General features: G+C 67.9%; 23 protein-coding genes. 12 read left to right on the forward strand and 11 right to left on the reverse strand.

The features are described from left to right. Positions 1-75: 75 nt before the first annotated feature. The gene (locus KV110_RS35245; RefSeq protein WP_218471458.1) at positions 76-1,512 is read left to right on the forward strand and encodes an MFS transporter; all 1,437 of its coding nucleotides are present in this window, start codon (positions 76-78) and stop codon (positions 1,510-1,512) included. A 198-nt stretch (positions 1,513-1,710) separates the two neighbouring features. On the opposite strand, the gene KV110_RS35250 is transcribed toward KV110_RS35245, so the two are convergent. Beyond that, complete coding sequence (locus KV110_RS35250; RefSeq protein WP_218471459.1) at positions 1,711-4,950, reverse strand: AAA family ATPase; 3,240 nt, start codon at positions 4,948-4,950, stop codon at positions 1,711-1,713. On the opposite strand from KV110_RS35250, the gene KV110_RS35255 reads away from it, so the two are divergent. Next, positions 4,949-5,254, forward strand: a complete 306-nt coding sequence (locus tag KV110_RS35255) for a hypothetical protein (RefSeq protein WP_218471460.1) — start codon at positions 4,949-4,951, stop codon at positions 5,252-5,254. The genes KV110_RS35250 and KV110_RS35255 overlap by 2 nt on opposite strands. A 9-nt stretch (positions 5,255-5,263) precedes the next feature. Here the strand turns inward: KV110_RS35255 and KV110_RS35260 are convergent, their stop codons facing one another. Continuing rightward, the gene (locus tag KV110_RS35260; protein WP_218471461.1) at positions 5,264-6,442 is read right to left on the reverse strand and encodes an exonuclease SbcCD subunit D; all 1,179 of its coding nucleotides are present in this window, start codon (positions 6,440-6,442) and stop codon (positions 5,264-5,266) included. Positions 6,443-6,674: 232 nt separating this feature from the next. On the opposite strand from KV110_RS35260, the gene KV110_RS35265 reads away from it, so the two are divergent. Next, on the forward strand, positions 6,675-7,832 hold the full coding sequence (locus tag KV110_RS35265) for a DNA recombination protein RmuC (RefSeq protein ID WP_218471462.1): 1,158 nt from the start codon (positions 6,675-6,677) through the stop codon (positions 7,830-7,832). A 59-nt stretch (positions 7,833-7,891) separates the two neighbouring features. After that, complete coding sequence (locus KV110_RS35270; protein ID WP_218471463.1) at positions 7,892-8,779, forward strand: DUF6542 domain-containing protein; 888 nt, start codon at positions 7,892-7,894, stop codon at positions 8,777-8,779. Between the two features lie 8 nt (positions 8,780-8,787). Here the strand turns inward: KV110_RS35270 and KV110_RS35275 are convergent, their stop codons facing one another. Beyond that, positions 8,788-9,738 carry a phosphotransferase gene (locus KV110_RS35275; protein WP_218471464.1) on the reverse strand — a complete coding sequence of 317 codons (951 nt, stop codon included), beginning with the start codon at positions 9,736-9,738 and terminating at the stop codon, positions 8,788-8,790. 133 nt (positions 9,739-9,871) lie between these two features. Then, positions 9,872-10,882 carry a 4-hydroxy-3-methylbut-2-enyl diphosphate reductase gene (locus tag KV110_RS35280; RefSeq protein ID WP_218471465.1) on the reverse strand — a complete coding sequence of 337 codons (1,011 nt, stop codon included), beginning with the start codon at positions 10,880-10,882 and terminating at the stop codon, positions 9,872-9,874. A gap of 167 nt (positions 10,883-11,049) precedes the next feature. Here KV110_RS35280 and KV110_RS35285 point away from each other — a divergent pair, with 167 nt between their 5' ends. From KV110_RS35285 to KV110_RS35300, 4 genes are read left to right on the forward strand one after another with little or no spacing between them, the layout of a single operon-like run. Continuing rightward, the gene (locus KV110_RS35285; protein WP_218471466.1) at positions 11,050-11,715 is read left to right on the forward strand and encodes a lipid droplet-associated protein; all 666 of its coding nucleotides are present in this window, start codon (positions 11,050-11,052) and stop codon (positions 11,713-11,715) included. Continuing rightward, on the forward strand, positions 11,712-13,145 hold the full coding sequence (gene xseA / locus KV110_RS35290; RefSeq protein ID WP_218471467.1) for an exodeoxyribonuclease VII large subunit: 1,434 nt from the start codon (positions 11,712-11,714) through the stop codon (positions 13,143-13,145). The genes KV110_RS35285 and xseA overlap by 4 nt, the downstream gene beginning before the upstream one ends. Positions 13,146-13,147: 2 nt before the next feature. Beyond that, complete coding sequence (locus tag KV110_RS35295) at positions 13,148-13,396, forward strand: exodeoxyribonuclease VII small subunit (protein ID WP_218471468.1); 249 nt, start codon at positions 13,148-13,150, stop codon at positions 13,394-13,396. Continuing rightward, complete coding sequence (locus KV110_RS35300) at positions 13,393-13,737, forward strand: VOC family protein (RefSeq protein ID WP_218471469.1); 345 nt, start codon at positions 13,393-13,395, stop codon at positions 13,735-13,737. The genes KV110_RS35295 and KV110_RS35300 overlap by 4 nt, the downstream gene beginning before the upstream one ends. Positions 13,738-13,746: 9 nt before the next feature. Here KV110_RS35300 and KV110_RS35305 read toward each other — a convergent pair whose 3' ends face one another. Together KV110_RS35305 and KV110_RS35310 are read right to left on the reverse strand one after the other, a co-directional pair. After that, on the reverse strand, positions 13,747-13,962 hold the full coding sequence (locus KV110_RS35305; RefSeq protein WP_218471470.1) for a hypothetical protein: 216 nt from the start codon (positions 13,960-13,962) through the stop codon (positions 13,747-13,749). A gap of 101 nt (positions 13,963-14,063) precedes the next feature. Further along, on the reverse strand, positions 14,064-14,630 hold the full coding sequence (locus tag KV110_RS35310; protein ID WP_218471471.1) for a DUF4245 domain-containing protein: 567 nt from the start codon (positions 14,628-14,630) through the stop codon (positions 14,064-14,066). 129 nt (positions 14,631-14,759) lie between these two features. On the opposite strand from KV110_RS35310, the gene glpX reads away from it, so the two are divergent. Further along, positions 14,760-15,803, forward strand: a complete 1,044-nt coding sequence (gene glpX / locus KV110_RS35315; protein WP_218471472.1) for a class II fructose-bisphosphatase — start codon at positions 14,760-14,762, stop codon at positions 15,801-15,803. A 132-nt stretch (positions 15,804-15,935) separates the two neighbouring features. After that, the gene (locus KV110_RS35320) at positions 15,936-17,339 is read left to right on the forward strand and encodes a class II fumarate hydratase (protein ID WP_218471473.1); all 1,404 of its coding nucleotides are present in this window, start codon (positions 15,936-15,938) and stop codon (positions 17,337-17,339) included. 336 nt (positions 17,340-17,675) lie between these two features. On the opposite strand, the gene KV110_RS35325 is transcribed toward KV110_RS35320, so the two are convergent. The 3 genes from KV110_RS35325 to phoH2 form a co-directional block, all read right to left on the reverse strand. Further along, positions 17,676-18,533 carry an acyl-ACP desaturase gene (locus KV110_RS35325; protein ID WP_246634172.1) on the reverse strand — a complete coding sequence of 286 codons (858 nt, stop codon included), beginning with the start codon at positions 18,531-18,533 and terminating at the stop codon, positions 17,676-17,678. Between the two features lie 99 nt (positions 18,534-18,632). Then, positions 18,633-19,181, reverse strand: a complete 549-nt coding sequence (locus KV110_RS35330) for an LGFP repeat-containing protein (protein WP_218471474.1) — start codon at positions 19,179-19,181, stop codon at positions 18,633-18,635. Between the two features lie 175 nt (positions 19,182-19,356). Further along, entirely contained in the window at positions 19,357-20,742 is a 1,386-nt protein-coding gene (phoH2, locus tag KV110_RS35335) for an RNA 5'-3' helicase PhoH2 (protein WP_218471475.1), read from the reverse strand. A 361-nt stretch (positions 20,743-21,103) separates the two neighbouring features. Between phoH2 and KV110_RS35340 the strand changes: the two genes are divergently transcribed. Beyond that, complete coding sequence (locus KV110_RS35340; protein WP_218471476.1) at positions 21,104-21,376, forward strand: hypothetical protein; 273 nt, start codon at positions 21,104-21,106, stop codon at positions 21,374-21,376. Between the two features lie 59 nt (positions 21,377-21,435). Here the strand turns inward: KV110_RS35340 and KV110_RS35345 are convergent, their stop codons facing one another. Together KV110_RS35345 and KV110_RS35350 are read right to left on the reverse strand one after the other, a co-directional pair. Further along, entirely contained in the window at positions 21,436-21,642 is a 207-nt protein-coding gene (locus KV110_RS35345) for a ferredoxin (RefSeq protein WP_218471477.1), read from the reverse strand. Positions 21,643-21,651: 9 nt separating this feature from the next. Then, complete coding sequence (locus tag KV110_RS35350; RefSeq protein ID WP_218471478.1) at positions 21,652-22,833, reverse strand: cytochrome P450; 1,182 nt, start codon at positions 22,831-22,833, stop codon at positions 21,652-21,654. Positions 22,834-23,075: 242 nt separating this feature from the next. Between KV110_RS35350 and KV110_RS35355 the strand changes: the two genes are divergently transcribed. Then, positions 23,076-23,786 carry a GbsR/MarR family transcriptional regulator gene (locus KV110_RS35355; RefSeq protein WP_218471479.1) on the forward strand — a complete coding sequence of 237 codons (711 nt, stop codon included), beginning with the start codon at positions 23,076-23,078 and terminating at the stop codon, positions 23,784-23,786. Positions 23,787-23,789: the final 3 nt, after the last annotated feature.

A 23,789-nucleotide genomic window follows, 5' to 3' on the forward strand; every position in this document is an offset into this window, starting at 1 on the left:
CCATCACCCTACTTGACTAGAGTCACACTTCAGTGAAACTCTCACTAGAGCGTGACTCTAGTGAAAGGACTCGTCATGACGGAACGAGCCGTATTCCGGCCGAAAGACCGGTTGATCCTGCTACTCATCACGGTCGTCGAGCTGGTGATCTTCCTGGACACGACAGTGTTGAACGTGGCGCTGCCGAGCATCGGCGCCGACCTCGGTCTCGACGAAGCGGGACTCGGCTGGGTGACCAACGCGTACCTGCTGGCATTCGGCGGATTCATGTTGCTGGGCGGGCGCGTCGCGGACCTGTTCGGACCGCGACGCGTCTTCGTCACCGGGCTGGCGGTGTTCACCATCGCCTCTGCCCTGGCCGGTTTCGCCGGAACTCCCGCGTTGCTGATCGCCGCGCGTGCCCTCCAGGGCGTCGGCGCCGCCGTGGTGATTCCGGCTCAGCTCGCGCTGTTGACCGCGAGTTTCACTACACCCGCCGCGCGGAATCGGGCGTTCGGCGTGTGGAGCGCTATGGGAGCAGCGGGCGCGGCCATCGGCACGGCGGTCGGCGGACCGCTCACCGACGCGTTCGGCTGGCCGTCGATCTTCTTGATCAATTTGCCGGTGGGCGTGCTCGCCCTGGCCTGCGTCCGGTTATTGCCCGCCGATCGCCGCCATAAGGACACCGCGGGCAGGCTGGACGTGCCCGGCGCCATCGTCGGCACCTCGGCACTGCTGATCATCGGCTACGCCATCGGCGCGTTGGCGGACAGCGGTACGCGCACCCTCGCGGCCGCCTCGCTCGGCGTCGGTCTGCTGCTGCTCGGCGGCTTCGTGCTGATCGAATCCCGCAGTTCGCATCCGCTGATGCCGTTGCGGCTGTTCGCTATACGCAAGGTGAGTGGCTCGGCGGCGGTGAACGCCCTTGTCGGCGCCGCGCACGTGCCGACCTTCGCGCTGCTGGCGTTGTATCTGCAGAACACCCAGGACTACAGCCCGACCCGATCCGGTTTGGCGGTACTGCCCGTGGCCGTCGTCAACATCGTCATCTCCCGGACCGTCCTGCCCTACGCATTGGACCGGCTAGGTGCGTGGCGCGTGCTCGCGGCAGGTCTCGGTCTGCAGGCGATCGCGATGATCTGGTTCGCCTGGACACCCGAGCACAGCAGCTACCTCATCCACGTGCTGCCCGGCGCGGTGCTGCTCGGCATCGGCTTGCCCGCGGCCTTCGTCGGCGTCACCGCGCCCGCCGTCACCTCGGTCGGCACCGCGGACGCGGGTATCGCGGCGGGCATCGTGAACACCGCGCAGCGGGTCGGCTCCGGGCTCGGTGTCACCGCGGTGTTGCTGCTCGCCGAGATGGTCGCACAGCGGTCCACCGCCGACCTGGATGTCGCCTATCGCACCGGTCTCGGTGTGGCATTCGGCGCGGCGGCCGGGCTCGCCGCGGTGGGTTGCCTGCTCACGGTGGTGCTGCTGCGCGATAGACGGGTCGAGCAGCCGGTGACGAGTGCGGTGTCGGCGCACAGCTGACCGCTCTACGCCGTGGACGCATGTTGGTAATGCCCACGATCGATCGGACGAACTCCGAAGCGCCTGTGCCGCAGCGCTTCCGCCTGGCGCGGTTACGCAATCAGGCGACAAGCGACTGTGGCACAGCGCTTCACCGTCAGACACGGCCACGCGATCAAGCGACAAGCGACTGCGCCTCCCGGCCAGGCGGTTACGCAATCAGGCGACGGTGGCTTCGAGGTGGGAGCCGGTGCGGCCGCGGCGGACGTGCAGGCGGCTGGGGATGCGCTGGCGCATCTCGTCGACGTGACTGACGACGCCGACCACGCGCCCACCCGCGCGGAGTTCGTCGAGGACGCCCATGACCGCGTCGAGGGTGTCGGCGTCCAGGCCGCCGAAGCCCTCGTCGATGAAGAGGGTGTCCAGCACGAGGCCGCCGGATTCGGCGGCGACGGTATCGGCCAGGCCGAGCGCCAACGACAATGAGGCCATGAAGGTCTCGCCGCCGGAGAGGGTTTTGGCAGGGCGAATGGCGCCGGTGTAGTCGTCGCGGATGTCCAGTCCGAGTCCGCCGCGACGGCCGCGCGGGCCCGCCTTGTCGGAGTGGACGAATTCGTAACGGCCGCCCGACATTCGGCGCAGGCGCAGCGAACCCGCCTGGGCCACTTCTTCCAGCCGGGCGGCGAGCACATAAGAGCGCAGCGACATCCGGCGGTTGTTCTCGCCGCGGCCCGCGACCACCTCGGCGAGACCGGCCAGTTCATCGTGGGTGCGCTGCAATGGGGCGATTCGATCCACTGCCGCCCACAGCTGGCCGCCGAGGTCCTCGAGCAGGCCTACCCGCCTGCCCGCCTCGGCGTGCACGGCGACGGCGGCGTTCAGCTGTGCCTGTGCGGCCGCGACCATTGCCTCGAGCTCGGCCAGGTCACCGGGTTCGACGACTTCCGCCGCCTGGATCTCCGGTTCCGCGAGAACCGCTTGCGCGTGTGCCCGCGCGCGGTCGGCGGAAACCAGTTCAGCTTCGATCTCCGCCTGCCGTTGCGGAGTTCGACTGGCCGCGTTGACGACTCGGGCATACGCGGTCAGCCGTGCCACGTCGTCGCGCGGTGCGGTGGCCGAACCGCCCGGGTCGACATCGGAGCTATCGGAGGTAGGTTCGGTGTCCTCCTGTTCAGGCACGAAACCTGCGGCGCGGGCTAGGTTTTCGACTCGGTCGGCGATCACCGCCACCTGTTCACGGGCAGCGGCCGCTTCGGCACGGGCGTCGCGGAGCGTGGTGGCGTCGGTGACCAGAGCGGTGAGTCGGGCGCGGCGGCGGTCGATGGTTTCGTCGGCACCCGCGGCGGCACGGAGGCGGTCGTTGAGTTCGGCGAGGCGGGTTGTCGCGGTGGCGATGTTCGCGGCGACTGTGCTTCTGCGCGAATCGGATTCGCGGAGTTCGTCGTGCAGGCGGGACTCGTCGGTTCGCAAGCGAGCGAGTTCGGCGGTCAAACCGTCGGCGAGGGCCGCCAGTTCGGCGGTGTCCTCGTAGCGGTCGGTGGCGGCGCGCAGAGCGGCGGCCAACTCGACCCGGTCGGCGTCACCACCACGCGCGGTGAGCGCCTCGATCTCGCGCTCCAGAGCGGTGATTCGGGCCAGCACGCGGTCGCGGGCGTCCTCGGCGGCACGTTCGGCGGCTACCGCGGCATCTTCGGCGTCCTTGGCGACGGCGGTAGCGGTGGGACGAGCGGGCGCGGGGTGTTCGGCGGAACCGCAGACCGCGCACGGCTCGCCGTCGATCAGACCACCGGCCAGTTCGGCGGCCATTCCTGCCAGCCTGCGCTCGCGCAAGTCGAGAACGCGTTCCTTGGCGTCGTTGTGGGCGGCGCGGGCCGCCTCGAACTCCACCCTGGCGTGGTCCAGACCTGTTCTGCGGGACGCTAGTTCGACCGCGGCGGCGGCAGCGGTCTGCAACCGTTCGCATTCGGCGGTCAGCGTCGGGAGCATGGCGGCCGCGTTCGTGGCCTCGCGCAGGCGGGCCTCCAGGGTCGCGAGGGAGCCGGGAAGTTGCTCCCGCAGCCTGGTCAGTTTGGTCACCTGGGTATTGAGGGCCGCGTCCTCGTCACGCAGCCCCGCCAACTCGCGGGTGAGCCGGGTGGCCGACTTCGCGTCGGCCTGCACCTCGTCCAACCCGCCGATCTGCGCGCTCCAGCGGCGAATCGCGGCATCAATGTCGGCGTCGTCCCTGATGACCGGCGGATCGTCGGACTGAGCCGCCACCAGGGCGCCATGGCTATCCGCACGCCCCGGTCGGACTCTTGACTCCCCGTTTCCCGCACTCGCTGCCTCGACACGGATTCCGTCGGCATCCTGGTGGTCAGGTGCGGCGTACTCGACCTGTACGAGTTCGACGCCGCCGAGGTCGGCACCACCGGGTTCGAGCAGACGGGCGGCCAATTGCCGTGCCGCGCTGATGGTTTCGCCCTCACGACGGCGCATCTGCATGACGGCGTCGCGGGCTTCGTCGATGGCGGCCGCGACCGGCTCGGCGCGGCGGGCCAGTTCGAGTTCGGCCTGCAGGGCGGTGCGGTGGTCGACGGCGACGGCGTAGTCGTCGAGTTGCTTACGGGCGGTGGACATTCGGCGGCGCAGCTCGTGCAGGCGGCGTTGTTCCTCTGCGAGCGCGCGGACCCGGACCGACTCCTGTTGGCAGCGTTCGGCTTCGGTGGCCGCGATGGTCAGGTCGGTGCGTGCGGTGGCGAGCAGGTCCTGTGACCAGCTGACGGCCTCCAGCGGGCCCGCGGTCTCGGCCGCGCCGACTCCGGCCGCGACCCCCACCTGCGCGATCAGCCGGTCGATACCTTGTTTACGGGAATCCAGGTCGGCGGACGAGGCGCGGCGCTTGTCGGCGAGCCACTGTTCGGCGCTGCCGAAACGCTCGGTGTCGAAGAGCTTTTCGAGCAGCTTCTCCCGGTCCTCGTTGTCCGCCCGCAGGAATCGCGCGAAATCGCCTTGCGGCAACAGCACCACCTGGAAGAACTGGTCGGCGCTCATGCCGAGCAGTCGGATGATCTCGTCCCCGATATCGGGTATCCGGGAGAGGTTTTCGCCGCGCCCGTCCAGCCAGGCCAGGGTCGCCTTGGGCGGGTCGGTGCGCATACCGGTGCCGCGCAGCTTCGGACGTTCGAATTCCGGGATGCGGGTCAATCGCAGCCGCCGCCCGCCGAGGGTCGCCTCCAGGATCACTTGCGGCGGCGTCTGCTCCGGCGCGTGATCGGAGTGCAAGCGCTTGCTTTCGCCGCGGGCACCAGGGACCCGGCCATAGAGGGCGAACGCTATCGCGTCGAGCACCGTGGTCTTGCCCGCGCCGGTCTGCCCGTGCAGCAGAAAGAGCCCGTCGGCGCCGAGCGCGTCGAAGTCGACGACGGCGGTCTCGGCGAAGGGGCCGAACGCGGTCATCTCCAGCCGGTGCAGCCTCATGCAGCCGCACCACCGTGCGCCGCGGGGCGAAGTGCTGGACGAGCGGCGGGCCGCGGTACTGGACGAGCGGCGGGCCGCGGTACTCCGCCAGCGACGGGCCGCGGTGCTCGGCGACGTGGTACTCGGCCAGCGGCAGGCAGCGGTGCTCGGCCAGCGGCAGGCAACGGTGCTCGGCCAGCGATGGGGCGCAGTACTAGATGAGCACCACGGCGCAGTGCTCGGCCAGCGGCAAGCAACGGTGCTCGGCCAGCGATGGGCCGCCGTGCTGGACGCGTGGCGGGCCGCGGTACTTGGCGCGCGGTAGGCCGCGCCCTCACGCGGAGAGTTCCGCTGTCGAGTCGGTGGCCGTCGGCACCCGATCCGGTTCGGCGACCGCTGCCGCCAGTGCCCGTTCGAGCCAGGCCATTTCGCCCGCGCTCGGCGCACCGCGGACGTCGGTGAGAAAGCTCTGCGCTACTTCGGTGTCGCGGCGGCCGTGCACTCGCTCACGGTAGCGCAGCTCCGGGTTGCCCTCCGGTCGCACCCACTCGACGTGCACCGCGTGCGGGAATCGTTCGCGCAGCTTGCGCATGGCGTCGACCGGCCGGGTCGAGTCGGTGAGCACCGCGGAAACGTAGTGCTCCTCTGCGGGCGCGTGGCTCGCGTCGGTAAGCAACTCGTCGAGCGTTCCGGTGAGTCTGGTCAGGCCGCGGACCACGGGTAGGTCTCGGCGTTCGACCGAATGCAACCCTGCGGCATCGAGCTCGATGAGCCACACGGCCTTGCGGTGTGAGCTCTCAGCGAACGAATACGGCAGCGGGGACCCGCAATAGCGCACGGACTCCGAGAGGGTCTGTGGCGAATGCAGATGGCCGAGCGCGACGTAGTCGATGCCGTCGAAGGCGCCCATCGGCACCGTCTCCACACCGCCGACCGAGATCGAGCGCTCCGAGCCCGTCGCCTCGCCGCCGACGACGAAGGCGTGGGCGAGCACCACCGTGCGCGTGCCGTCGCGTTGGGCGATGTCGGCACGGATCCGGCGCATTGCCGCGTCGAGGATATCGGCGTGCGAACGCGCCTGCGGCACACCGAGTTCCGCACGGGTGATCTCCGGCTCGAGGTAAGGAATGCCGTAGAACGCCACCGGACCGTGCTCGTCATCGAGCAGTACCGGCTGGTCGACATCGGCGACAGTGGTGCGCAGATACAGTCCGCCCGCGGCCGCGAAACTCGCACCCGCGCCGAGGCGGGCGGGCGAATCATGGTTGCCCGACGTGGCGACGATCCGAGCACCGGCCGCGCGGATGGCCTCGAATCCCCGGTTGCACACCGCGATCGCGTCGGCACTCGGAATGGACCGGTCGTACACGTCGCCGGGCAGAACTACCACGTCGACCGACTCCTCGGCCACCAGCTCCGCGATCGCGGTCAGTGAACGAGCCTGATCGGCAAGCAGATCGACCCCGTGGAACGTGCGCCCGATGTGCCAGTCCGAGGTGTGCAGCATCCGCATCCGCGAAACCGTAGGCGAGAGGACCGACAGAATTCAATTGCCGGACCCGCCGTGTCGGATAGCCGTCTCGTGGTGCGGCGTGTCCGCAGGTGTTTCCTTCGCTCCAACGTGGATTTGTCTGCGCGCCTTGACTGTCGTTTGCCGACACGGCGCTGGGTAAGTTTGCCGACACGGCGCTGGGTAATTGCCCACCGAAGAGTTCTTGTCGGTGGGGTGCGGCACTATCTGCGCTATGACCGCACCGATGCTCGTCGCACTGATGCTGGTGTTCGCCGCAGGGGTAGGGCTCGGCTGGCTCGGCCATGCCGCGCGCGCCGGACATCGGGCGACGGCAGCGGAGGCGAGACTCGCCGCGGCCACCGACAACGAGCGGCTGCTGCGGCAGTCGCTCACTGCGGCGAACGAGGATGCGGCGCGGCGACATTCGCACGCGATCGGGGCCATGGTCGATCCGCTGCGTGAAGCGGTCGGTGCGCTGAACCAGCACATCCAACAGGTCGAGCACCATCGGATCAACGCCTATTCGAGCCTGCGCGAGCAGGTCGCGGGAATGCAGCGTACTTCACTGCAACTCACCAGCCAGACCAGTCAGCTGGTTGCCGCGTTGCGAGCGCCGCAGGTGCGCGGGCGATGGGGTGAGATCCAATTGGAGCGAGTGGTCGAACTCGCCGGGATGACGAGGCACGTCGACTTCGACACCCAGGTGACCCGCGCCGCCCGGGGCGACGGCTCCAGCGACCGGACCGGCAGCGTCCGGCCCGACCTGGTGGTGAACCTGGCGGGCGGCAGGCACATCGTGGTCGACGCCAAGGTGCCGTTCAGCGCCTATCTCGATGCCAGCACGGTCGACGATCCCGATCTGCGGGCCGAGCATCTGACCAGGCATGCGAAACACCTGCGCGGGCACATCGACCAGCTGGCCGACAAGGCGTATTGGGCGGCCTTCGACCCGGCGCCGGAATTCGTCGTGTTATTCGTGCCAGGCGATCCATTCCTGGATGCCGCACTGACCACGGACTCGGAGTTGCTGGAGTACGCGTTCGGCCGGAACGTGATCCTCGCGACGCCGACCACACTCATCGCGCTGCTGCGCACGGTCGCGTTCGGCTGGCGGCAGGAAGCGCTGTCCCGAGATATGGCAACCGTTCAGCAATTAGGTAAGGAGTTGTACGCCCGGCTCGGCATGACCGGCAGGCATTTGGACCGCCTCGGCGCCCAACTCGGTAAGGCCGTCGACGCTTTCAACTACACCGTGGCGTCGGTGGAATCGCGGGTCATGGTCACCGCGCGCAAACTGCACGACCTGGAAATCGCGGAACAGGAGGTACCGGCAATCCATCGGGTGGATTCCTGGCCACGCGCGGTGGGCTTCGCCGAGGCCGGCGATTAGCCCCGGGCAACCGCCGTGCCATAACGCCGTCGGGCGCGGCGAAGGTTAGTGTTCATAATGTGGCTGCTTCCCAACGTGTGCGAACCCGGGTGCCCGCGCCGCAACGTTCGATTCTGCCGACGGTCCCGGGCATCCCGGTGGGCGCGGCGGTCCTGATCGCGGTTGCCTGCACGTTTCTAGGGTTCTTGATCGATGCGAACGGCGACAGTACCGACCTGACCGGTACTTTCGCCGCGCTGTACGTCGTCGGTTGTCTGGCAGCCGTGCTGACCGTCCGCTACCGCGGCCTGTTCACCACCATGGTGTTGCCGCCGCTGCTGCTGTCGGTGGCCGTCCCACTGGCCTACCAGCAGCTGACCGGCCGGCCCGCGACCTCCATCAAGGACATCCTGTTGAACCTGGCCGTCCCGCTGGTGGAGCGATTCCCCACGATGATGCTGGCCACCGTGCTCGTGCTGCTGATCGGCGGCGCGCGCATCATGATGCAGCGCCGCGGCGAACCGTTCGGCCGCGGCACGGAGTCCCGTCGCGGTGACAGCGGCGGGCGCGGTGACAGCGGCGGGCGCGCCGCCAAGCGCCCGCGCTCCGGACGTACCAGCGCCGCCTCCCTCGCCGAATCGGCACGGCGCCGCGCACGGCGCCCCAAGGACGAGCCGGACGATCTCGATCCCGAGGAAGACACCCCACGGCCGAGCCGCCGCGCCACACCCCCGGTGGCCGACGCCCCGCCTCGGGTCGCCGCACCCGCTCGCCCACGCGAAGGTCGCCCGGCTACCCGCGGGCCAGTCCGCCCCGCCCCCGCGGTCCCGCGCACGGACAACGAGCCACCCCGCGGCAACGCCCCCCGCCGTCGCGGTGAAATGCCGCCACCGCATCCGCAGCCCAATGTTCGCTACCGCGAACGTGATTCGAGCCGCACCGAACGCCGCAGGCCCGAGAACCTATAGGTCTCGGTTCAGTTACCCAGATCGACGGCAAAAGGCGTAGACCGCCAGTGCTCGATGGACGGTTTCAGTGCCTCCGCGAGCATGGGCAACTGCGGCACCAGCGCAAGGCACGCCACCACCCGGCACATGCCTACGGCGTCGACGAAGCGCAGCACACGCTCGTCCAGCTGACGCTGACCTAGTTGCCGCGCGGCCGAGTTGTACGCGGCCTCGCAATCGGAACCCATGGATGCCAGGTCCCATTCGACCGGGCCGAGGGTGACCAGCTCGAAGTCGCCGTACAGTTCGCCGCCCGTGGTGGCGAGGATGTTGGCCGCGGGGGCGTCCCCATGGATCGGCTGGAGATCGATGCCGGGGAACGCCGCCTCGAATGCCGCGCGCGAGCGGACGACAGGTTCCAGGAGTGCCCATTCCCGCCGCGCGCGGTCGAGGTCAGCCGGGTCGATGAGGTCCGGACGCCTGTCGAGGTCGGCCAGTCCCGCTGTGATCATCTCCGGTTCGGCAGCAGACAGGAACGACAGCTGGCCCGGGTAGCCGCGCAGCGCGGCATGCAGGTCGGCGGTCAAGCGAGAGTTGTGCGCGTAGTCGGGCTCGACGTTCTTGTCCTGCTCGACGAACTGCCAGAACGTCATCGAGAAGCCGTTGCGCTGCACCGGCTCCCTCGGCACCAGCGGACTCGGCGCAATCACCGGAACTCCCTGCTCCGCAAGCCACGCCACCACATCGAGCTCGACCCGCTGTCGCGCTGCCTGAGCATCGAGGTCGAGATACGACGGCAGCACGGTGGGCACCCGCACCACCACCGGCGCCGGAGCGAGATGCACGACGACGGAGAACACGTCGTACAGCACAGTCGCGTCGTTCACCGTGAGCCCGCGATCACGCCCAGCCGCCACGGCTGCCTCGAACGCCCGCGCTGTGCGAGCGGCGAGGTGATCAGGCGTCACGGCTGCTGGCATGACGGCGATAGTGCCAGCCCAGCCGCACCAGGGCCACGCATTTAACGATCAACGCAGGCTCGTCTGTGCCACGCGCCGAAACTCTGTGCAGCCCGGCTGGCCTACCGAACCGAACCGACCCGACCGAATCGCGTCAGCGACGGGCCGTGCGCAGCTCGCGGGGCAAGGCGAAGACCAAAGTCTCGTTTGCGGTGGTTACCGGCTGGACGTCGGCGTAGCCGTGCTCTTCGAGCATGTCCAGGACGCCGCGGACCAGGATCTCCGGCACGGACGCACCCGAGGTGATGCCGATGGTGCGGACGCCGTCGAGCCAGGCGGGATCCACTTCGCGGGCGTAGTCGACCAGGTAGGAGGCTTTGGCGCCGGCGTTGAGGGCGACCTCGACCAGGCGTACCGAGTTCGAGGAGTTGCGCGAGCCGACGACGATCACCAGATCGCATTCGGGTGCCATCGCCTTGACCGCGACCTGACGGTTCTGGGTGGCGTAGCAGATGTCGTCGCTCGGCGGGTCCTGCAGGGCGGGGAAGCGCTCGCGCAGGCGCTGGACCGTCTCCATCGTCTCGTCGACGCTGAGCGTGGTCTGTGAGAGCCAAATCACCTTCGACTCGTCGCGAACGGTGACCTTGTCGACCGAGGCTGGGCCGTCCACCAGCTGCACGTGCTCGGGCGCCTCGCCCGCCGTGCCCTCGACTTCCTCGTGGCCTTCGTGGCCGATGAGCAGGATGTCGTAGTCGTCGCGGGCGAAGCGTTTGGCCTCCTGGTGCACCTTCGTCACCAGCGGGCAGGTCGCGTCGATGGTGTGCAGGTTGCGCGCGGCGGCGGACTCGTGCACCGCAGGTGAGACACCGTGCGCGGAGAACACGACGACCGAGCCCTCGGGCACCTCATCGGTCTCGTCGACGAAGATGACGCCCTGCTCACGCAGGGTTTCCACGACGTGGCGGTTGTGCACGATCTCCTTGCGCACGTAGATCGGCGCACCGTGCTTTTCGAGGGTCTTCTCGACGGTTTCCACCGCCCGGTCCACGCCGGCGCAGTACCCCCGCGGCTCGGCGAGCAGCACCCGCTTGCCGCCGACGGGATCGGCGGTTCCGGCACCCGCTGAGCGGGCGATTCCGACGTTCAAGGGTATGGCCGAGGACATGCCGACAGCTTACGTGCGTCGGCCGACCAACCGCTGTCCGGGCAGCGCGCCCGGCGAACTCTTCGCGCGGCGGCGAGGCGTGCTCCGAGCGCGCCGTTTCATGGGCCAGAATCAGTCCGGTGAGCCCCGACCTTTGCATAGCACACCATTTCGGGCAGGCTAGGACCATGTTTCGACCACCGTTCCTGGCCCGGGTAGCCGCCGGTGCCGCCGTTTACGCCATCGAGGAAACTCGTCGGCTACCTACGGCCGCAATGAATTTCCCGATCACCGCGATCAGCCAGATGCTGCAGACGACGATGCATGTCCAGCAGTTCGTGACCAGCCTGGCGCTCAAGGGCGACGCGGTCTTCGACCGATTGGCCAACGCTCCGGAGGAACAGCCGGAGTGGGCAACCTTCGACGAGGACCTGACCCCCGAGCAACCCCCCAGCAGTACAGCCCGCAGCAGCCGCTTCGACCTGTACGCCGCCGAGGAACCCGAACCGTCCGCCTTCACCCGCGAACCGCTCGAAGCCACCGCCCGCGCCGCCGAGCGCAACGGCCACACCGCACCGGTACCGACCATCGCCGAGCTGGAAACCGCTGAGCCGGAACCGGAAACAGAACCGGAGATCGTCCGGGCGGAAGACCCCGCCCCGGCGATCAGCGAGCCGGAAGTAGCCACCCGCTACGACTACGCCAACATGACGCTGGCTCAACTACGCGCCCGATTGCGCATGCTGACCGTCGAAGACCTCACCGCGCTGCTTGACTACGAGCAGCAGACCCGTGCCAGGGCGCCGTTCGTGACCATGCTGACGAATCGGATCGCCACCGTGCGGGCCCAGTGACCGAACCCCGGATCTCACCGTCGACGGGTGGCCGGGAAACATCCGGCCCTCCGCGCGAAACCGCGGCAGCCACACCACCGGCGGCACAACGCGCCTCTGCTCCTGGGGCGGCGAACTCCGCCGACCAACCCCAGGCCCCCGCGGCCCCGGGAAGTTCCGCCGAGCAGCCGTTCCCCGTCCGCTCTGTCGCCATCAAGGTCGCGCAGTGGATCGACCGGCTCGGCAGCATCTGGGTGGAGGGCCAGATCACCCAGATCAATCTGCGACCTGGCACCCGCACCGCGTTCCTGGTGCTGCGCGACCCGTCCGCCGACATGTCGCTGTCGGTGACCTGCGACCCGGACCTCATCCGCAAGTCCCCGATCCCGCTGCAGGAAGGCAGCCGGGTCGTGGTCTACGGGAAGCTCTCCTTCTTCACCGGCCGCGGCACACTGTCCTTGCGCGTCATCGAGATTCGCCCGGTCGGCATCGGTGAACTGCTGGCCCGCATCGAGCGGCTGAAGGCGCTGCTGGCGGCCGAGGGACTCTTCGATCCCCGGCTCAAGCGCCCGCTCCCGTTCCTGCCCAAGACCATCGGCCTGATCACCGGCCGGGCCAGCGCCGCCGAACGCGACGTGCTGACCGTGGCCCGAAATCGCTGGCCCGCGGTGCGTTTCGAGATCCGCAATACCGCCGTGCAGGGACCGACCGCGGTGCCGCAGATGCTGGAGGCGCTGACCCAGCTCGATCGTGATCCGGCCGTCGAGGTGATCGTGCTGGCCCGTGGCGGCGGCAGCGTCGAGGATCTGCTGCCCTTCTCCGATGAGGCGCTGTGCCGCGCCATCGTCGCCGCGACCACTCCGATCGTCAGCGCGATCGGCCACGAACCCGACAACCCGCTCAGTGATCTCGTCGCCGACCTGCGCGCCGCGACTCCGACCGACGCCGCCAAGCGGGTCGTGCCCGATGCCGCCGCGGAATTGGCCGGTGTGCGCGATATGCGCGCCCGCTCCGCCGCCGCGTTGCGTGGCTGGGTCGACCGAGAGACCCGTGCGCTGACCCAACTGCGTTCGCGCCCCGTGCTCGCCGACCCGCTGCGCGAAATCGACCGCCGCCGTGAGGAAGTCGAGCGCCTGCGGGCGTCGGCCCGCCGCTGCGCCGAGCAGTTCATTCGCACCGAGGCCACCGCGACCCGCCACCTGCGGGAGAAGCTGACCGCGGTGGGCCCGGCCGCCACCATGGCTCGTGGCTACGCTGTCGTGCAACGCGTCGCGGGCACCGAGCGGCATGTGGTGCGCACGATCGAGGACGCGCCCGCGGGCAGCCAGCTGCGCATCAGGGTCGCCGATGGTGCCGTGACCGCGGCCGCGCTGGGTACCAAGGCATTGGGCGCTCAGCCACCGAGCACCAGGCAGAACGTGACGGACGACACCGAAACAAGGAGGAGCTGACCTTGGCCGAGCCCGGCAAGGATGCCGAGACCGAATTGGCCGAGATCGCCACCTTCGGCTACGAGCGAGCCCGCGACGAACTGGTCAATGTCGTGAAGATGCTCGAGCAAGGCGGCCTCGACCTCGACGAGTCGCTGGCCCTGTGGGAGCGGGGCGAGGCGTTGGCGAACCGCTGCGAGGAACATCTGGCGGGTGCCAGAAAACGCGTCGAGGACGCGCTCTCGCGCACCGACCTCGAGGACGACGAATGACGATCCGCCGCGCCACGCCGGACATCCACACCACCGACATCGAGCGCAGCCGCGACTTCTACAAGTCGCTCGGCTTCGAAGAGGCGATGGACCTCGGTTGGGTCGTCACCATGGTCTCGCCGTCCAACCCGACCGCCCAGGTCCTCCTGATCGGCCCCGGAGCGGAGAAGCTCCAGCCGAACATGAGCGTCGAAGTAGATGACGTAGACGCCGTGCACGCCACATTGACCGCAGCAGGCGCCGACATCATGTACCCCCTGACCGACGAACAATGGGGCGTCCGCCGCTTCTTCGTCCGCGACCCGAGCGGCACCATCGTCAACGTAGTCAGCCACCGCTGACCGCGGCGGTCAGGGGAAGGTGCAGGCTGGGCCGCCGCCTGAGCTGTCGACGTATCCGGCGCGGAGCATGCGCAGGACCCGGCAGAGGTATTCGGCTGCGGAACCGGTCGAGGCCGAGCCGGTGTCGGCGACGGTCGTGGGGGGTGCGATCGGGGTGGCTGTTGCGATTGCGGCCGGTGTCATGAGCATGGTGGCGATGGCGAGGGTGGCGAAGGTCTTCTTCATCAGATCCGTCCGAATTCGTCGGAATCCCCGCCCGCAAGCAGTATTCGGCGCATCCGGCCGTGGCGCACGACCCTAATCTTGCGGGGTCGATCCGTCCCGAGTCAGGGCTTGAGGGGCTGAGCTGCGGTGATGGCCTGGGCCAGGGTGGTGAACGCTTCCTTCTTGCCCGCGCCGGTGATGAGCACGCGCGACTGGCCGAGATCGGTGATCCAGGCCGGTTCGGAGCCGGGCTCGGAGTAGACGATCCACTTCTGGTCGCCGATCTGTTCGGTGCCGCTGGCGTAGCGGGAGCCGAGGACGAAACGGGCCAGCGATTCCTCGGTCGCGTTGCTCTGCGTGAACCGCATGTAGGCGCCCTGCACAGTGATATAGCCGACAGTGCTGACCGGTCCGCCGCCGGTGCCGCTGATGGATTCGCGGCTGCCGGAGTTGGGGGTCCAGTCGGCGGGCACCGCGGGGTTCCGGATCGGGAACGGCAGGGTGCGCGCGTCGGAGGTCAGGGCCGCCTGCACATCGAAGTGCGGGATCTGTCCCTGCGTCGGACCCTTTGCGCCGAAACTACATTGGCTCGCGAGCCCCGCGAAAACCACGGCGATCAACACCAACGGGATCAGTGACCAGAACAGATCCCGGTAGTCGTTCAGGATGCGTGGCTTTTGGTACGACACGCTCCCAGTATCCACTCGCCCGCTCGGGCGTCGCCCGTGCACCCCGCTCCCGAGAGCAGGGTGTACGCCCGTCTCAGTCCGAGTGAGACAATCGACCGGTACGTACCGACGCACAGGAGGCACCCCGCAATGACGGCATCTTCCCCGACACCGAGCCGCCGCGAGGCGCCGGACCGCAACCTCGCGCTCGAGCTGGTCCGCGTCACCGAGGCCGGTGCGATGGCCGCCGGCCGCTGGGTCGGTCGCGGCGACAAGGAGGGGGGCGACGGCGCCGCCGTCGACGCGATGCGGCAGCTGGTCAACTCGGTGTCCATGCGTGGCGTCGTGGTCATCGGCGAGGGCGAGAAGGACGAGGCGCCCATGCTGTTCAACGGCGAGCTGGTGGGTGACGGCACCGGCCCCGAGGTCGACTTCGCGGTGGACCCGGTCGACGGCACCACGCTGATGTCGAAGGGCTCGCCCGGCGCCATCGCGGTGCTCGCGGTCGCCCAGCGCGGCGCGATGTTCGACCCGTCCGCGGTGTTCTACATGAGCAAGATCGCGGTCGGCCCTGACGCCGCCGACGTGATCGATATCTCGGTGCCGATCAGCGAGAACATCCGGCGGGTCGCCAAGGCCAAGGGGCTGTCCAAGTCGGACCTGACCGTCTGCATCCTGGACCGGCCGCGCCATGCCGACCTGATCCAGCAGGTCCGCGACGCGGGCGCGCGCATCCGGCTGATCTCCGACGGCGACGTCGCGGGCGCCATCGCCGCGGCCCGCCCCGACTCCGGCACCGACATCCTGGTCGGCATCGGCGGTACCCCCGAGGGCATCATCGCCGCCGCCGCGATGCGCTGTATGGGTGGCGAACTGCAGGGCATGCTGGCCCCCACCGACGACGAGGAGCGGCAGAAGGCGATCGACGCGGGCCACGATCTGGACCGCGTGCTCACCACCGAGGATCTGGTGGCGGGCGACAACGTCTTCTTCTGCGCCACCGGCGTCACCGACGGCGATCTGCTGCGCGGCGTGCGCTACTACGGTGGCGGCGCGTCCACCCAGTCGATCGTGATGCGCTCCAAGTCCGGCACGGTTCGCATGATCGATGCGTACCACCGCCTGACCAAGCTGCGCGAGTACTCTTCGGTCGATTTCATCGGCGACGAGCACGCGGTCCCGCCGCTGCCCTGACCCACCCACCAGCTCCACGAAGACGCGCGGGCATCTTGCCTGCGCGTCTTTTCTTATTCCGCTCCGCACGTGTGCGCATAACTACAGGCGTGGCAGCCCCATGAGGGACCGCTGCGGCATATGGTCGAAATCATGACCGAGGAGACGCAGTACCGGATCGAGCACGACACGATGGGCGAGGTGCGGGTACCGGTGGACGCGCTGTGGCGGGCGCAGACCCAGCGGGCCGTGGAGAACTTCCCGATCAGCGGACGCGGCCTGGAGCGCGCGCAGATCCGCGCGCTCGGCCTGCTGAAGGCCGCCTGCGCCAAGGTGAATCGGGATCTCGGCTTGCTCGACCCCGCGAAGGCCGACGCGATCATCGCCGCGGCTGGCGAGATCGCCGACGGCAAGCACGACGATCAGTTCCCGATCGATGTGTTCCAGACCGGCTCGGGCACCAGCTCGAACATGAACGCCAATGAGGTGATCGCCTCGATCGCGAAGGCGAACGGCGTCACCGTGCACCCGAACGACGACGTGAACATGTCGCAGTCGTCCAACGACACCTTCCCCACCGCGGTGCATCTCGCCGCCACCGAGGCGGTCATCACCGACCTGGTGCCCGCGCTCGAGCACCTGCGACTTGTCCTGCTGGACAAGACGACCGAGTGGCGGACCGTGGTCAAGTCGGGTCGCACCCACCTGATGGACGCGGTGCCGGTGACCCTCGGTCAGGAGTTCGGCGGCTACACCCGGCAGATCGCGGCGAGCATCGAACGCGTGATGGCGACACTGCCGCGCCTCGGTGAGCTCCCCATCGGCGGCACCGCGGTCGGCACCGGCCTGAACGCGCCCGACGGTTTCGGCGCGAAAGTGGTTGCGGAGCTGGTCCGCTCGACCGGCATCGACGCGCTGCGTGAGGCGAAGGATCACTTCGAGGCGCAGGCGGCGCGCGACGGTCTGGTCGAGGCGTCCGGCGCGGTGCGCACCGTCGCGGTGAGCCTCACCAAGATCGCCAACGATATCCGCTGGATGGGCTCGGGGCCGCTGACCGGCCTGGCCGAGCTGCAGCTGCCCGACCTGCAGCCCGGCAGCTCGATCATGCCCGGCAAGGTCAATCCCGTACTCCCTGAGGCGGTTACCCAGGTCGCCGCCCAGGTGATCGGCAATGACGCCGCCGTCGCGTTCGGCGGCGCGAACGGCGCCTTCGAACTCAACGTCTATATCCCGGTGATGGCACGCAACCTGCTCGAGTCGATTCGGCTGCTGGCCAACGTTTCCCGGCTCTTCGCCGACCGGTGTGTGCGCGGCTTGGTCGCCAATGTCGACCACCTGCGCACCTTGGCCGAGTCGTCCCCCTCCATCGTGACTCCGTTGAATTCGGCAATCGGTTACGAGGAGGCGGCGGCGGTCGCCAAAGAAGCGTTGAAGGAGAAGAAGACAATTCGTCAGACAGTTATCGACCGCGGTCTGCTCGACGAGAAGCTGACCGAAGAAGAACTGGACCGTCGACTGGACGTGCTTTCGATGGCGAAAGTTAAAGACGCGGAATAGGTAGACGCCTGTCGAGCGCCACGTTGGACACCCTCATGCTCATCCAACGTGGGGCTCGAACGAGTGGAGGGTGTGTCGCACAGAGCTGACACACCCGTGCGGTGGCGTCAGACAAGAATGCCGAGTGCCGCGAGAAACGCCTTCGCACCGACACCGAAGAGGTCGACGAGGCCGTTGACAATTGCTGTGATCATGATTTCTTTCCTTTCCCTGATACCGCGTAATGCGGATGTACTCAGCTAATCGCTGGCAATGCCGCGTGTGTTTCATCACAACGACGCGAAAAAGGAAAGAATCCGGTCGGCGCGGTAAAACCACGCGCCGACCGGGGGTACTTCAGTCGCGCAGGTGCGCGAGTTCGGCGCGGGCCGCTTCGCCCACTTCGCCGAGATCGGTCCGAGTGAAGACGTTCCACCGCTGCAGCATCGGCTTGAAGACCAACTCGTCCTGCTTGGCTGGGTCGTAGATCCCGGCTTCGGCGAGCACCTCATCGCTGCTGCGCCCGTCGGCCAGGGTCACCGAGGGGACTTTGAAAGCCGCGACCTGGTCGGCGATGGCGCGCATTGTCTGATCGGGCGCGAGGTTCAGGCCCGCGTCGACCAGATCGGCGAAGACGATCGCCTGCAGCTCGTCGTCGCGCGCGATGCGCTCGGCGATCGCGGTGACCATCGGGCTTTCGCCGAGCGCCGCGGTGTTGCGGTGCCGGATCGCGGCCGCGACCTCTTCGAAAGCGCAGGCGGCGAGCACGTCGAGCAGGTGCATGCCGGGGCGGCGGAAGCCGGTGGTCATGTGCGCCATCCGCAACCGCTCCAGCTCGACCGGGTCCACCGACCTGGTCACCATGAGGAAGTTGCGGATCATGATTTCGTGGCGGTTCTCCTCGGCGGTCCACCGGCCGACCCAGCGCCACCACGCGCCGGTCCGCAGATACTTGCCGAGCTCGCGGTGATACGAGGGCAAGTTGTCGGCGATCAGCACGCTGACGGTCAACGCCAGCTTGGCGACATCGCTGAGCTCGGACTGATCCGGAGCCCAGTCGACACCGTGGAGAAACGCGAAGTTCCGGCCGTCGTCCCACGGCACGTAGTCGTGCGGCTGCCACCCGTCGGCGGCGTCGATGTGCCGGCGCAGGATGGATTCCACGTCCAGCGCGAGGGATTCGAGCAACTCGCGATCGGTCAAGAGAGTTTGCACCTAGACAACCTAGCGGCTGAGCCCGCGATACGGGGATTTAATGAATGAGACTGGACGGGCGTCCGGGACCAGCTGGGAACGTCCCGGACGCCGAACCGACTACTTCGGCGTGACGGTCGTCTTGCCGTCCACCCAAGTAATGGTGCCACCCGAGAAGTCGCTCTCCTTACCGCCCGCGATGTCCTTCTCGTCGCTGACCGGGTAGCCGAGCTTGCCCATGGCACCGCCGTTGTCTTCCCAAGCCTTGCGGATCTCGCCCCACACGATGTGCGGCTCGCCATCCTTGGCCTTGTAGACGGTGCCTCCGACGAAGTCCTGGTACTTGCCGTCGTCGGGTCCGTCTTCCTGCGCTTCCAGCGGAGCGCCGAGCGGGCCCGCCGGGCCGCCGGTCTGCACGTACTTGTCGAAAATGTGCCCGGAGACAGTGATGTCGCCGCGCTGCGTCGCGATCTTGGTCTCCGCCGCGGCACCGGAGGTGTGCTCCTCGGTGGTGCCCATCGGGACCGTGGTGGTGGTCATCATGGCCGCGGCCGAGGAGGCCGCGCTGTCGTTCTTGTCGTCGTCATCCTTGCTGCAGCCGGTGGCGATCAGGCCGGCGGCGGCGAGCAGGGCAGTGTATCCAGCCGTTCGTCGAGCGAAGTGGTGCATTTCCATCCTCTCGAAAGTGGCTACCGAGGGCGTCCCCGACTCGGCGACGCCGCTGGCAGCCTAGGCCCCTGTTCGACAATGACCCGGCGAATCCACCAGGGACACGCCGGGTCATACCGAACAGCTATCGCCGGGATATTACCCGCCGAGTGTGAGGGGAAACACACCACCCGCCTTAGGCGTTGGGGCCGTACTCCTCCAGCATCTCGGTCACCAGCGCCGCGATCGGCGAGCGCTCACTGCGGGTCAAGGTGATGTGGGCGAACAACGGGTGCCCCTTGAGCTTTTCGATCACCGCGGCCACCCCGTCGTGCCTGCCGACCCGCAGATTGTCGCGCTGTGCCACGTCGTGGGTGAGCACCACCCGCGACCCGGTGCCGAGGCGGCTCAGCACCGTGAGCAACACATTGCGTTCGAGCGACTGTGCCTCGTCGACGATCACGAACGAGTCGTGCAACGATCGACCGCGAATGTGGGTGAGCGGCAGCACCTCCAACATGTCGCGACTGAGCACCTCCTCCATCACCTCGCGGCTGGCCAGTCCGTCGAGCGTGTCGAAGACCGCCTGTGCCCACGGGCCCATCTTTTCGCTCTCGCTACCGGGCAGGTAGCCGAGCTCCTGGCCGCCGACCGCGTAGAGCGGACGGAAGACCACCACCTTTCGCTGAGTTCGCCGCTCCAGCACCGCCTCCAGGCCCGCGGTCAACGCGAGCGCGGACTTGCCGGTGCCTGCCCGGCCGCCGAGCGAGACGATGCCGATGCTCTCGTCCAGTAGCAGATCCAACGCGATGCGTTGCTCGGCGGAACGGCCGTGCAGGCCGAACGCCTCGCGCTCACGCACCAATTGGACCCGCTTGTCCGGGGTGACCCGGCCGAGCGCACTGGAACTACTGCCCAGCAATCGGATTCCGGTGTGGCAGGGCAGTTCTCTGGCGTCGTCCACATCGAGCACGGACTCCGAGTAGAGCTGATCGATCTGCGCCGAGCTGACGTCGAGCTCGACCATTCCGGACCAGCCGGAAGTGACGACGTCCTGTGCGTGATATTCGTCGGCTTGCAAGCCCACCGCACTCGCTTTGACCCGCAGCGGAATATCCTTGGACACGAGCACCACCTGGCGGCCCTCGGCCGCCAGATTCAATGCACAGGCCAGGATTCGGGAATCATTGGTGTCGGTGCGGAATCCGACCGGAAGGACCGCGGGATCGGTGTGGTTCAATTCCACCTGCAGCGTTCCACCCTCGGTGCCGATCGGCACCTGCTGATCCAGCCTGCCGAACTGCAGGCGAAGATCGTCCAGGTTGCGCAGGGCTTCCCGCGCGAACCAGCCCAATTCATGGTGATGCCGTTTGCCTTCGAGTTCGCTGATGACCACCAGCGGCAGCACGACGTCGTGTTCACCGAACCGGGTAAAAGCCCACGGATCGGACAAAAGGACCGACGTATCGATAACGAAGGTATTGGCGAGGGATTGCGAGGGGTGTGCCCCCTTCGCGGCGGTTCCGCCTTTCGCGGAACGGGATTGCGCCGAGGGAGCGGGAACGGAGCGTGAAGCAGTCACGGTGGGCTCCTCTGTGTCCGCGCGGCACCCGCACGAACGATCTCGCTGGACCGGTCCGTCCTGATGGACCTGACGTTGCCGTCAGATGCCACGAGGGCCGGGTGCCGGCCCCCTCGTACTGAATAGCTCAGTCACGGTCAGGACCTCCCGTACGAGCCACACCGCCGCGGCCCGCACCACCGACGCTACCGCCGAACTATGCTTCCCCGCTCCCGCACCGGTAGGCGTGTCCGTGAATTTGTCGTTAACCTCACGCCGCACCTGCGAGGAAACCCGATCGTTGCCGGTCGGCGGGAGTTGTCGTCCCTCGGTTCCGGCGGGGGGCAGACCGGGCCCGGCCGCGCCCGTTAGAGTCGCTGGTATGGCCGGTAACGAGGACCTGGAGAAGCTGTCGTCGAAGGAACTGCACGATCGAGCGGTGAAGCTGGCCGTGCGGCACGGGGACGTGAAGTTCCTGTGGCGGTTGCTCAGCTCGATCCCGGCCGCCGAGGCCGCGGCGGGCAACCTCGGCGAGAGCGAAGTGGACATCAAGTACGTGCTGCCGCTGCTCGACGACTATTTGCACGCCGGTGACGGTGACATCGCCGAGGTGTTGCGGCCGTTCTATCTGGAGTACTTGAACGAGCACAGCTGAACGGCTCGGCACAGCTGAAGCGCGGGTCGCGCTGCGCGGTGCGGTGACGAGTGCCGGTGCTACGAGTCCCCGTCCGCGACAACGCTGATCGCCCCTGACGGGCAAACCTGCTCCGCCTCCCGGGTGCTCGCCAGCGCACCAGGTGGCGGCGCGGGATCGAGCAACCGCACCTTTCCGTCGACGGCGTCCTGGTCGAATACCGCAGGGGCAAGGAGTACGCACATCCCGGCGCCGATGCAGCGATGCCGGTCGACGATGATCTTCATGGGCGCCTCCTACCAAGTGACGGGGAGCCGGTGCACGCCATAGATGTCCATGTCGTGCCGCAGCGGGATGTCCGCCGCCGGGACCGCGAGACGCAGCGTGGGGAAGCGATTCACCAAGGCGGGCAACGCGATCCGCATCTCGACGCGGGCCAGTTGCTGGCCGAGGCATTGGTGGACGCCGTGCCCGAAGCCGACGTGCCCGACCGCGCTGCGCCGGATATCGAAGATGTCCGGTTCGTCGAACTTGGCCGGATCGCGGTTGGCCGCCTGCACCGACAGCGCGACCGTCTCCCCCGCCTTGATCAGTTGTCCGTCCAGTTCCACATCGGTGAGCGCGGTCCGCGACGAGGTGTGCACGATGCTCAGGTAGCGCATCAGCTCCTCGATGGTCTGGTCGGTGAGTTCGGGCCGGGCACGTAGTTCGGCGAGTTGATCGGGATGGGTCAGCAGCGCGAAGGTGCCGAGCGCGATCATGTTTGCCGAGGTATCCAGGCCCGCGCCGAGCAAGAGGGTGCCGACGCCGGCGAGCTCGTCGTCGTCGAGATCGGTGTCGGTGAGGTCGCTGAGCATGTCGTCGGTCGGTTCCGCGCGCTTGGTGGCCACCAGCTTGCGGAGGTATCCCTCACCCGCAATGTAGGCCGCCGTCCGTTCCGCCGTGGTTGCGTTCATGTCGTTCACGACGGCTACGTACTGACGGAAGGTGTCGCGGTCGGCGGCGGGTACGCCGAGCAACTCGCACACGGTCAGCGCGGGCACCGGGAAGGCGAACGCATCGATCAGATCGACCGGACCGCCGGTGCGCGCCATGGTGTCCAGATGGTCGGCGGTGATCGCCTCGATCCGCTCGGTGAGCTTGGCCATCCGGCGCACGGTGAACTTGCCCGCCAGCAACTTTCGGTATCGGGTGTGTTCCGGCGCGTCGACACCGAGCATGTCGCCGGGCGGCGCGGGCGGCATCGGGCCCACATCGGCGAGCGGGCTGTGGCCGAGTTCGTAGCGCACGCTGAAGCGTGGGTCGGCGAAGACCGCGCGCACCGTCGCGTATCCGGTGGCGAGCCAACCGCGATGGCCGTCTGGGAAATTCATGCGGACGAGCGGGCGCAGCGCAGCCAACTCGGTGGGCGGGTCGAAGGGACAGCCGGACGGGCGGGTGGTGGGGAGTTCGACGGCATCGGACAGTGGTTGATTCACGGCGATCTTCCTTGTCGATTATCTTTTGGATAATCGCAAACGCTACGTTGCGTTCAGGGCACCATCAACAACGGAAATCCAGAAATACTTGAATCTAGCTGGTAAGAGCCAGATTTGGATTGCAATAATGCTGGAGATAAACGCACCGCTACAACTTGCATGTTGCAATGAGATGTAGCTGAGTGCAATATGGATCCAGCCGCTCGTCACCATGACGCGCTCGTATTCAGGAGGCACGACCCATGCCGGGTGGCAGGTTGACCGAGGAAGATCGCCAGCAGATCGCCGACGGGCTCGCGGAAGGTCTCGGGTACGCCGAGATCGCGCGCCGACTCGACCGGCCGACCTCCACCGTCAGCCGCGAAGTCACTCGCAACGGCGGGCCGAGCCGCTATCACCCCGGCCGTGCGCATAAGGCGACCGAGCAACGCGCACGCAGACGCAGGTCGCCGTCCACCACCGCCGAAACCGCCCCCGCCGCAGGCGATGTGGCGGTTCACGAGTTCCTGACGCAGTTCACCGCGATCTGCGTCAAGACCGGCATTCCGCGGACCGCGGCGGCCGTGCTGACCTGCCTGTACACCACCGACAACGGGAGCAACACCGCCGCCGAACTGACACAGCGACTCCAGGTCAGTCCGGCCACCATCTCCTCGGCCGTCCGCCTACTCGAGGAGCAGGGGCTTATTCATCGTGAACGCGATGCGCGCAGTCGCCGCGACCGCTATTTCGTCGACGAGAACATTTGGGTCCGTGCGACATTGGTCAGCGCGCAACAGATCTTCGACCTGGCCGAGCTCACTCGCCGTGGTGTCGATTTGTTCGGCAGCACGACACCGGTGGGGGCACGCGCGCAGCACACCAGCGAGTTTCTCGGACTCGTCGGCCGGGACATGCTCGAATCGGCCGAGCGCTGGCGAAAAGTGCTCGCCCAGCAGGAAACTCGAGCCTGAGCT

Origin of the sequence: Nocardia iowensis (assembly GCF_019222765.1) — a bacterium.
Classification (GTDB): Bacteria; Actinomycetota; Actinomycetes; order Mycobacteriales; family Mycobacteriaceae; genus Nocardia; species Nocardia iowensis.

Excerpts from the sequence above, each read along its gene's own strand:
- KV110_RS35250 (WP_218471459.1), bottom strand. The coding sequence starts at position 4,950 with ATGAGGCTGCACCGGCTGGAGATGACCGCGTTCGGCCCCTTCGCCGAG.
- KV110_RS35265 (WP_218471462.1), top strand. The coding sequence starts at position 6,675 with ATGACCGCACCGATGCTCGTCGCACTGATGCTGGTGTTCGCCGCAGGG.
- KV110_RS35285 (WP_218471466.1), top strand. The coding sequence starts at position 11,050 with ATGTTTCGACCACCGTTCCTGGCCCGGGTAGCCGCCGGTGCCGCCGTT.
- KV110_RS35340 (WP_218471476.1), top strand. The coding sequence starts at position 21,104 with ATGGCCGGTAACGAGGACCTGGAGAAGCTGTCGTCGAAGGAACTGCAC.
- KV110_RS35320 (WP_218471473.1), top strand. The coding sequence starts at position 15,936 with ATGACCGAGGAGACGCAGTACCGGATCGAGCACGACACGATGGGCGAG.
- glpX (WP_218471472.1), top strand. The coding sequence starts at position 14,760 with ATGACGGCATCTTCCCCGACACCGAGCCGCCGCGAGGCGCCGGACCGC.
- KV110_RS35355 (WP_218471479.1), top strand. The coding sequence starts at position 23,076 with ATGCCGGGTGGCAGGTTGACCGAGGAAGATCGCCAGCAGATCGCCGAC.
- KV110_RS35330 (WP_218471474.1), bottom strand. The coding sequence starts at position 19,181 with ATGCACCACTTCGCTCGACGAACGGCTGGATACACTGCCCTGCTCGCC.
- KV110_RS35280 (WP_218471465.1), bottom strand. The coding sequence starts at position 10,882 with ATGTCCTCGGCCATACCCTTGAACGTCGGAATCGCCCGCTCAGCGGGT.
- KV110_RS35275 (WP_218471464.1), bottom strand. The coding sequence starts at position 9,738 with ATGCCAGCAGCCGTGACGCCTGATCACCTCGCCGCTCGCACAGCGCGG.
- KV110_RS35245 (WP_218471458.1), top strand. The coding sequence starts at position 76 with ATGACGGAACGAGCCGTATTCCGGCCGAAAGACCGGTTGATCCTGCTA.
- KV110_RS35300 (WP_218471469.1), top strand. The coding sequence starts at position 13,393 with ATGACGATCCGCCGCGCCACGCCGGACATCCACACCACCGACATCGAG.
- KV110_RS35260 (WP_218471461.1), bottom strand. The coding sequence starts at position 6,442 with ATGCGGATGCTGCACACCTCGGACTGGCACATCGGGCGCACGTTCCAC.
- KV110_RS35255 (WP_218471460.1), top strand. The coding sequence starts at position 4,949 with ATGCAGCCGCACCACCGTGCGCCGCGGGGCGAAGTGCTGGACGAGCGG.
- KV110_RS35345 (WP_218471477.1), bottom strand. The coding sequence starts at position 21,642 with ATGAAGATCATCGTCGACCGGCATCGCTGCATCGGCGCCGGGATGTGC.
- KV110_RS35305 (WP_218471470.1), bottom strand. The coding sequence starts at position 13,962 with ATGAAGAAGACCTTCGCCACCCTCGCCATCGCCACCATGCTCATGACA.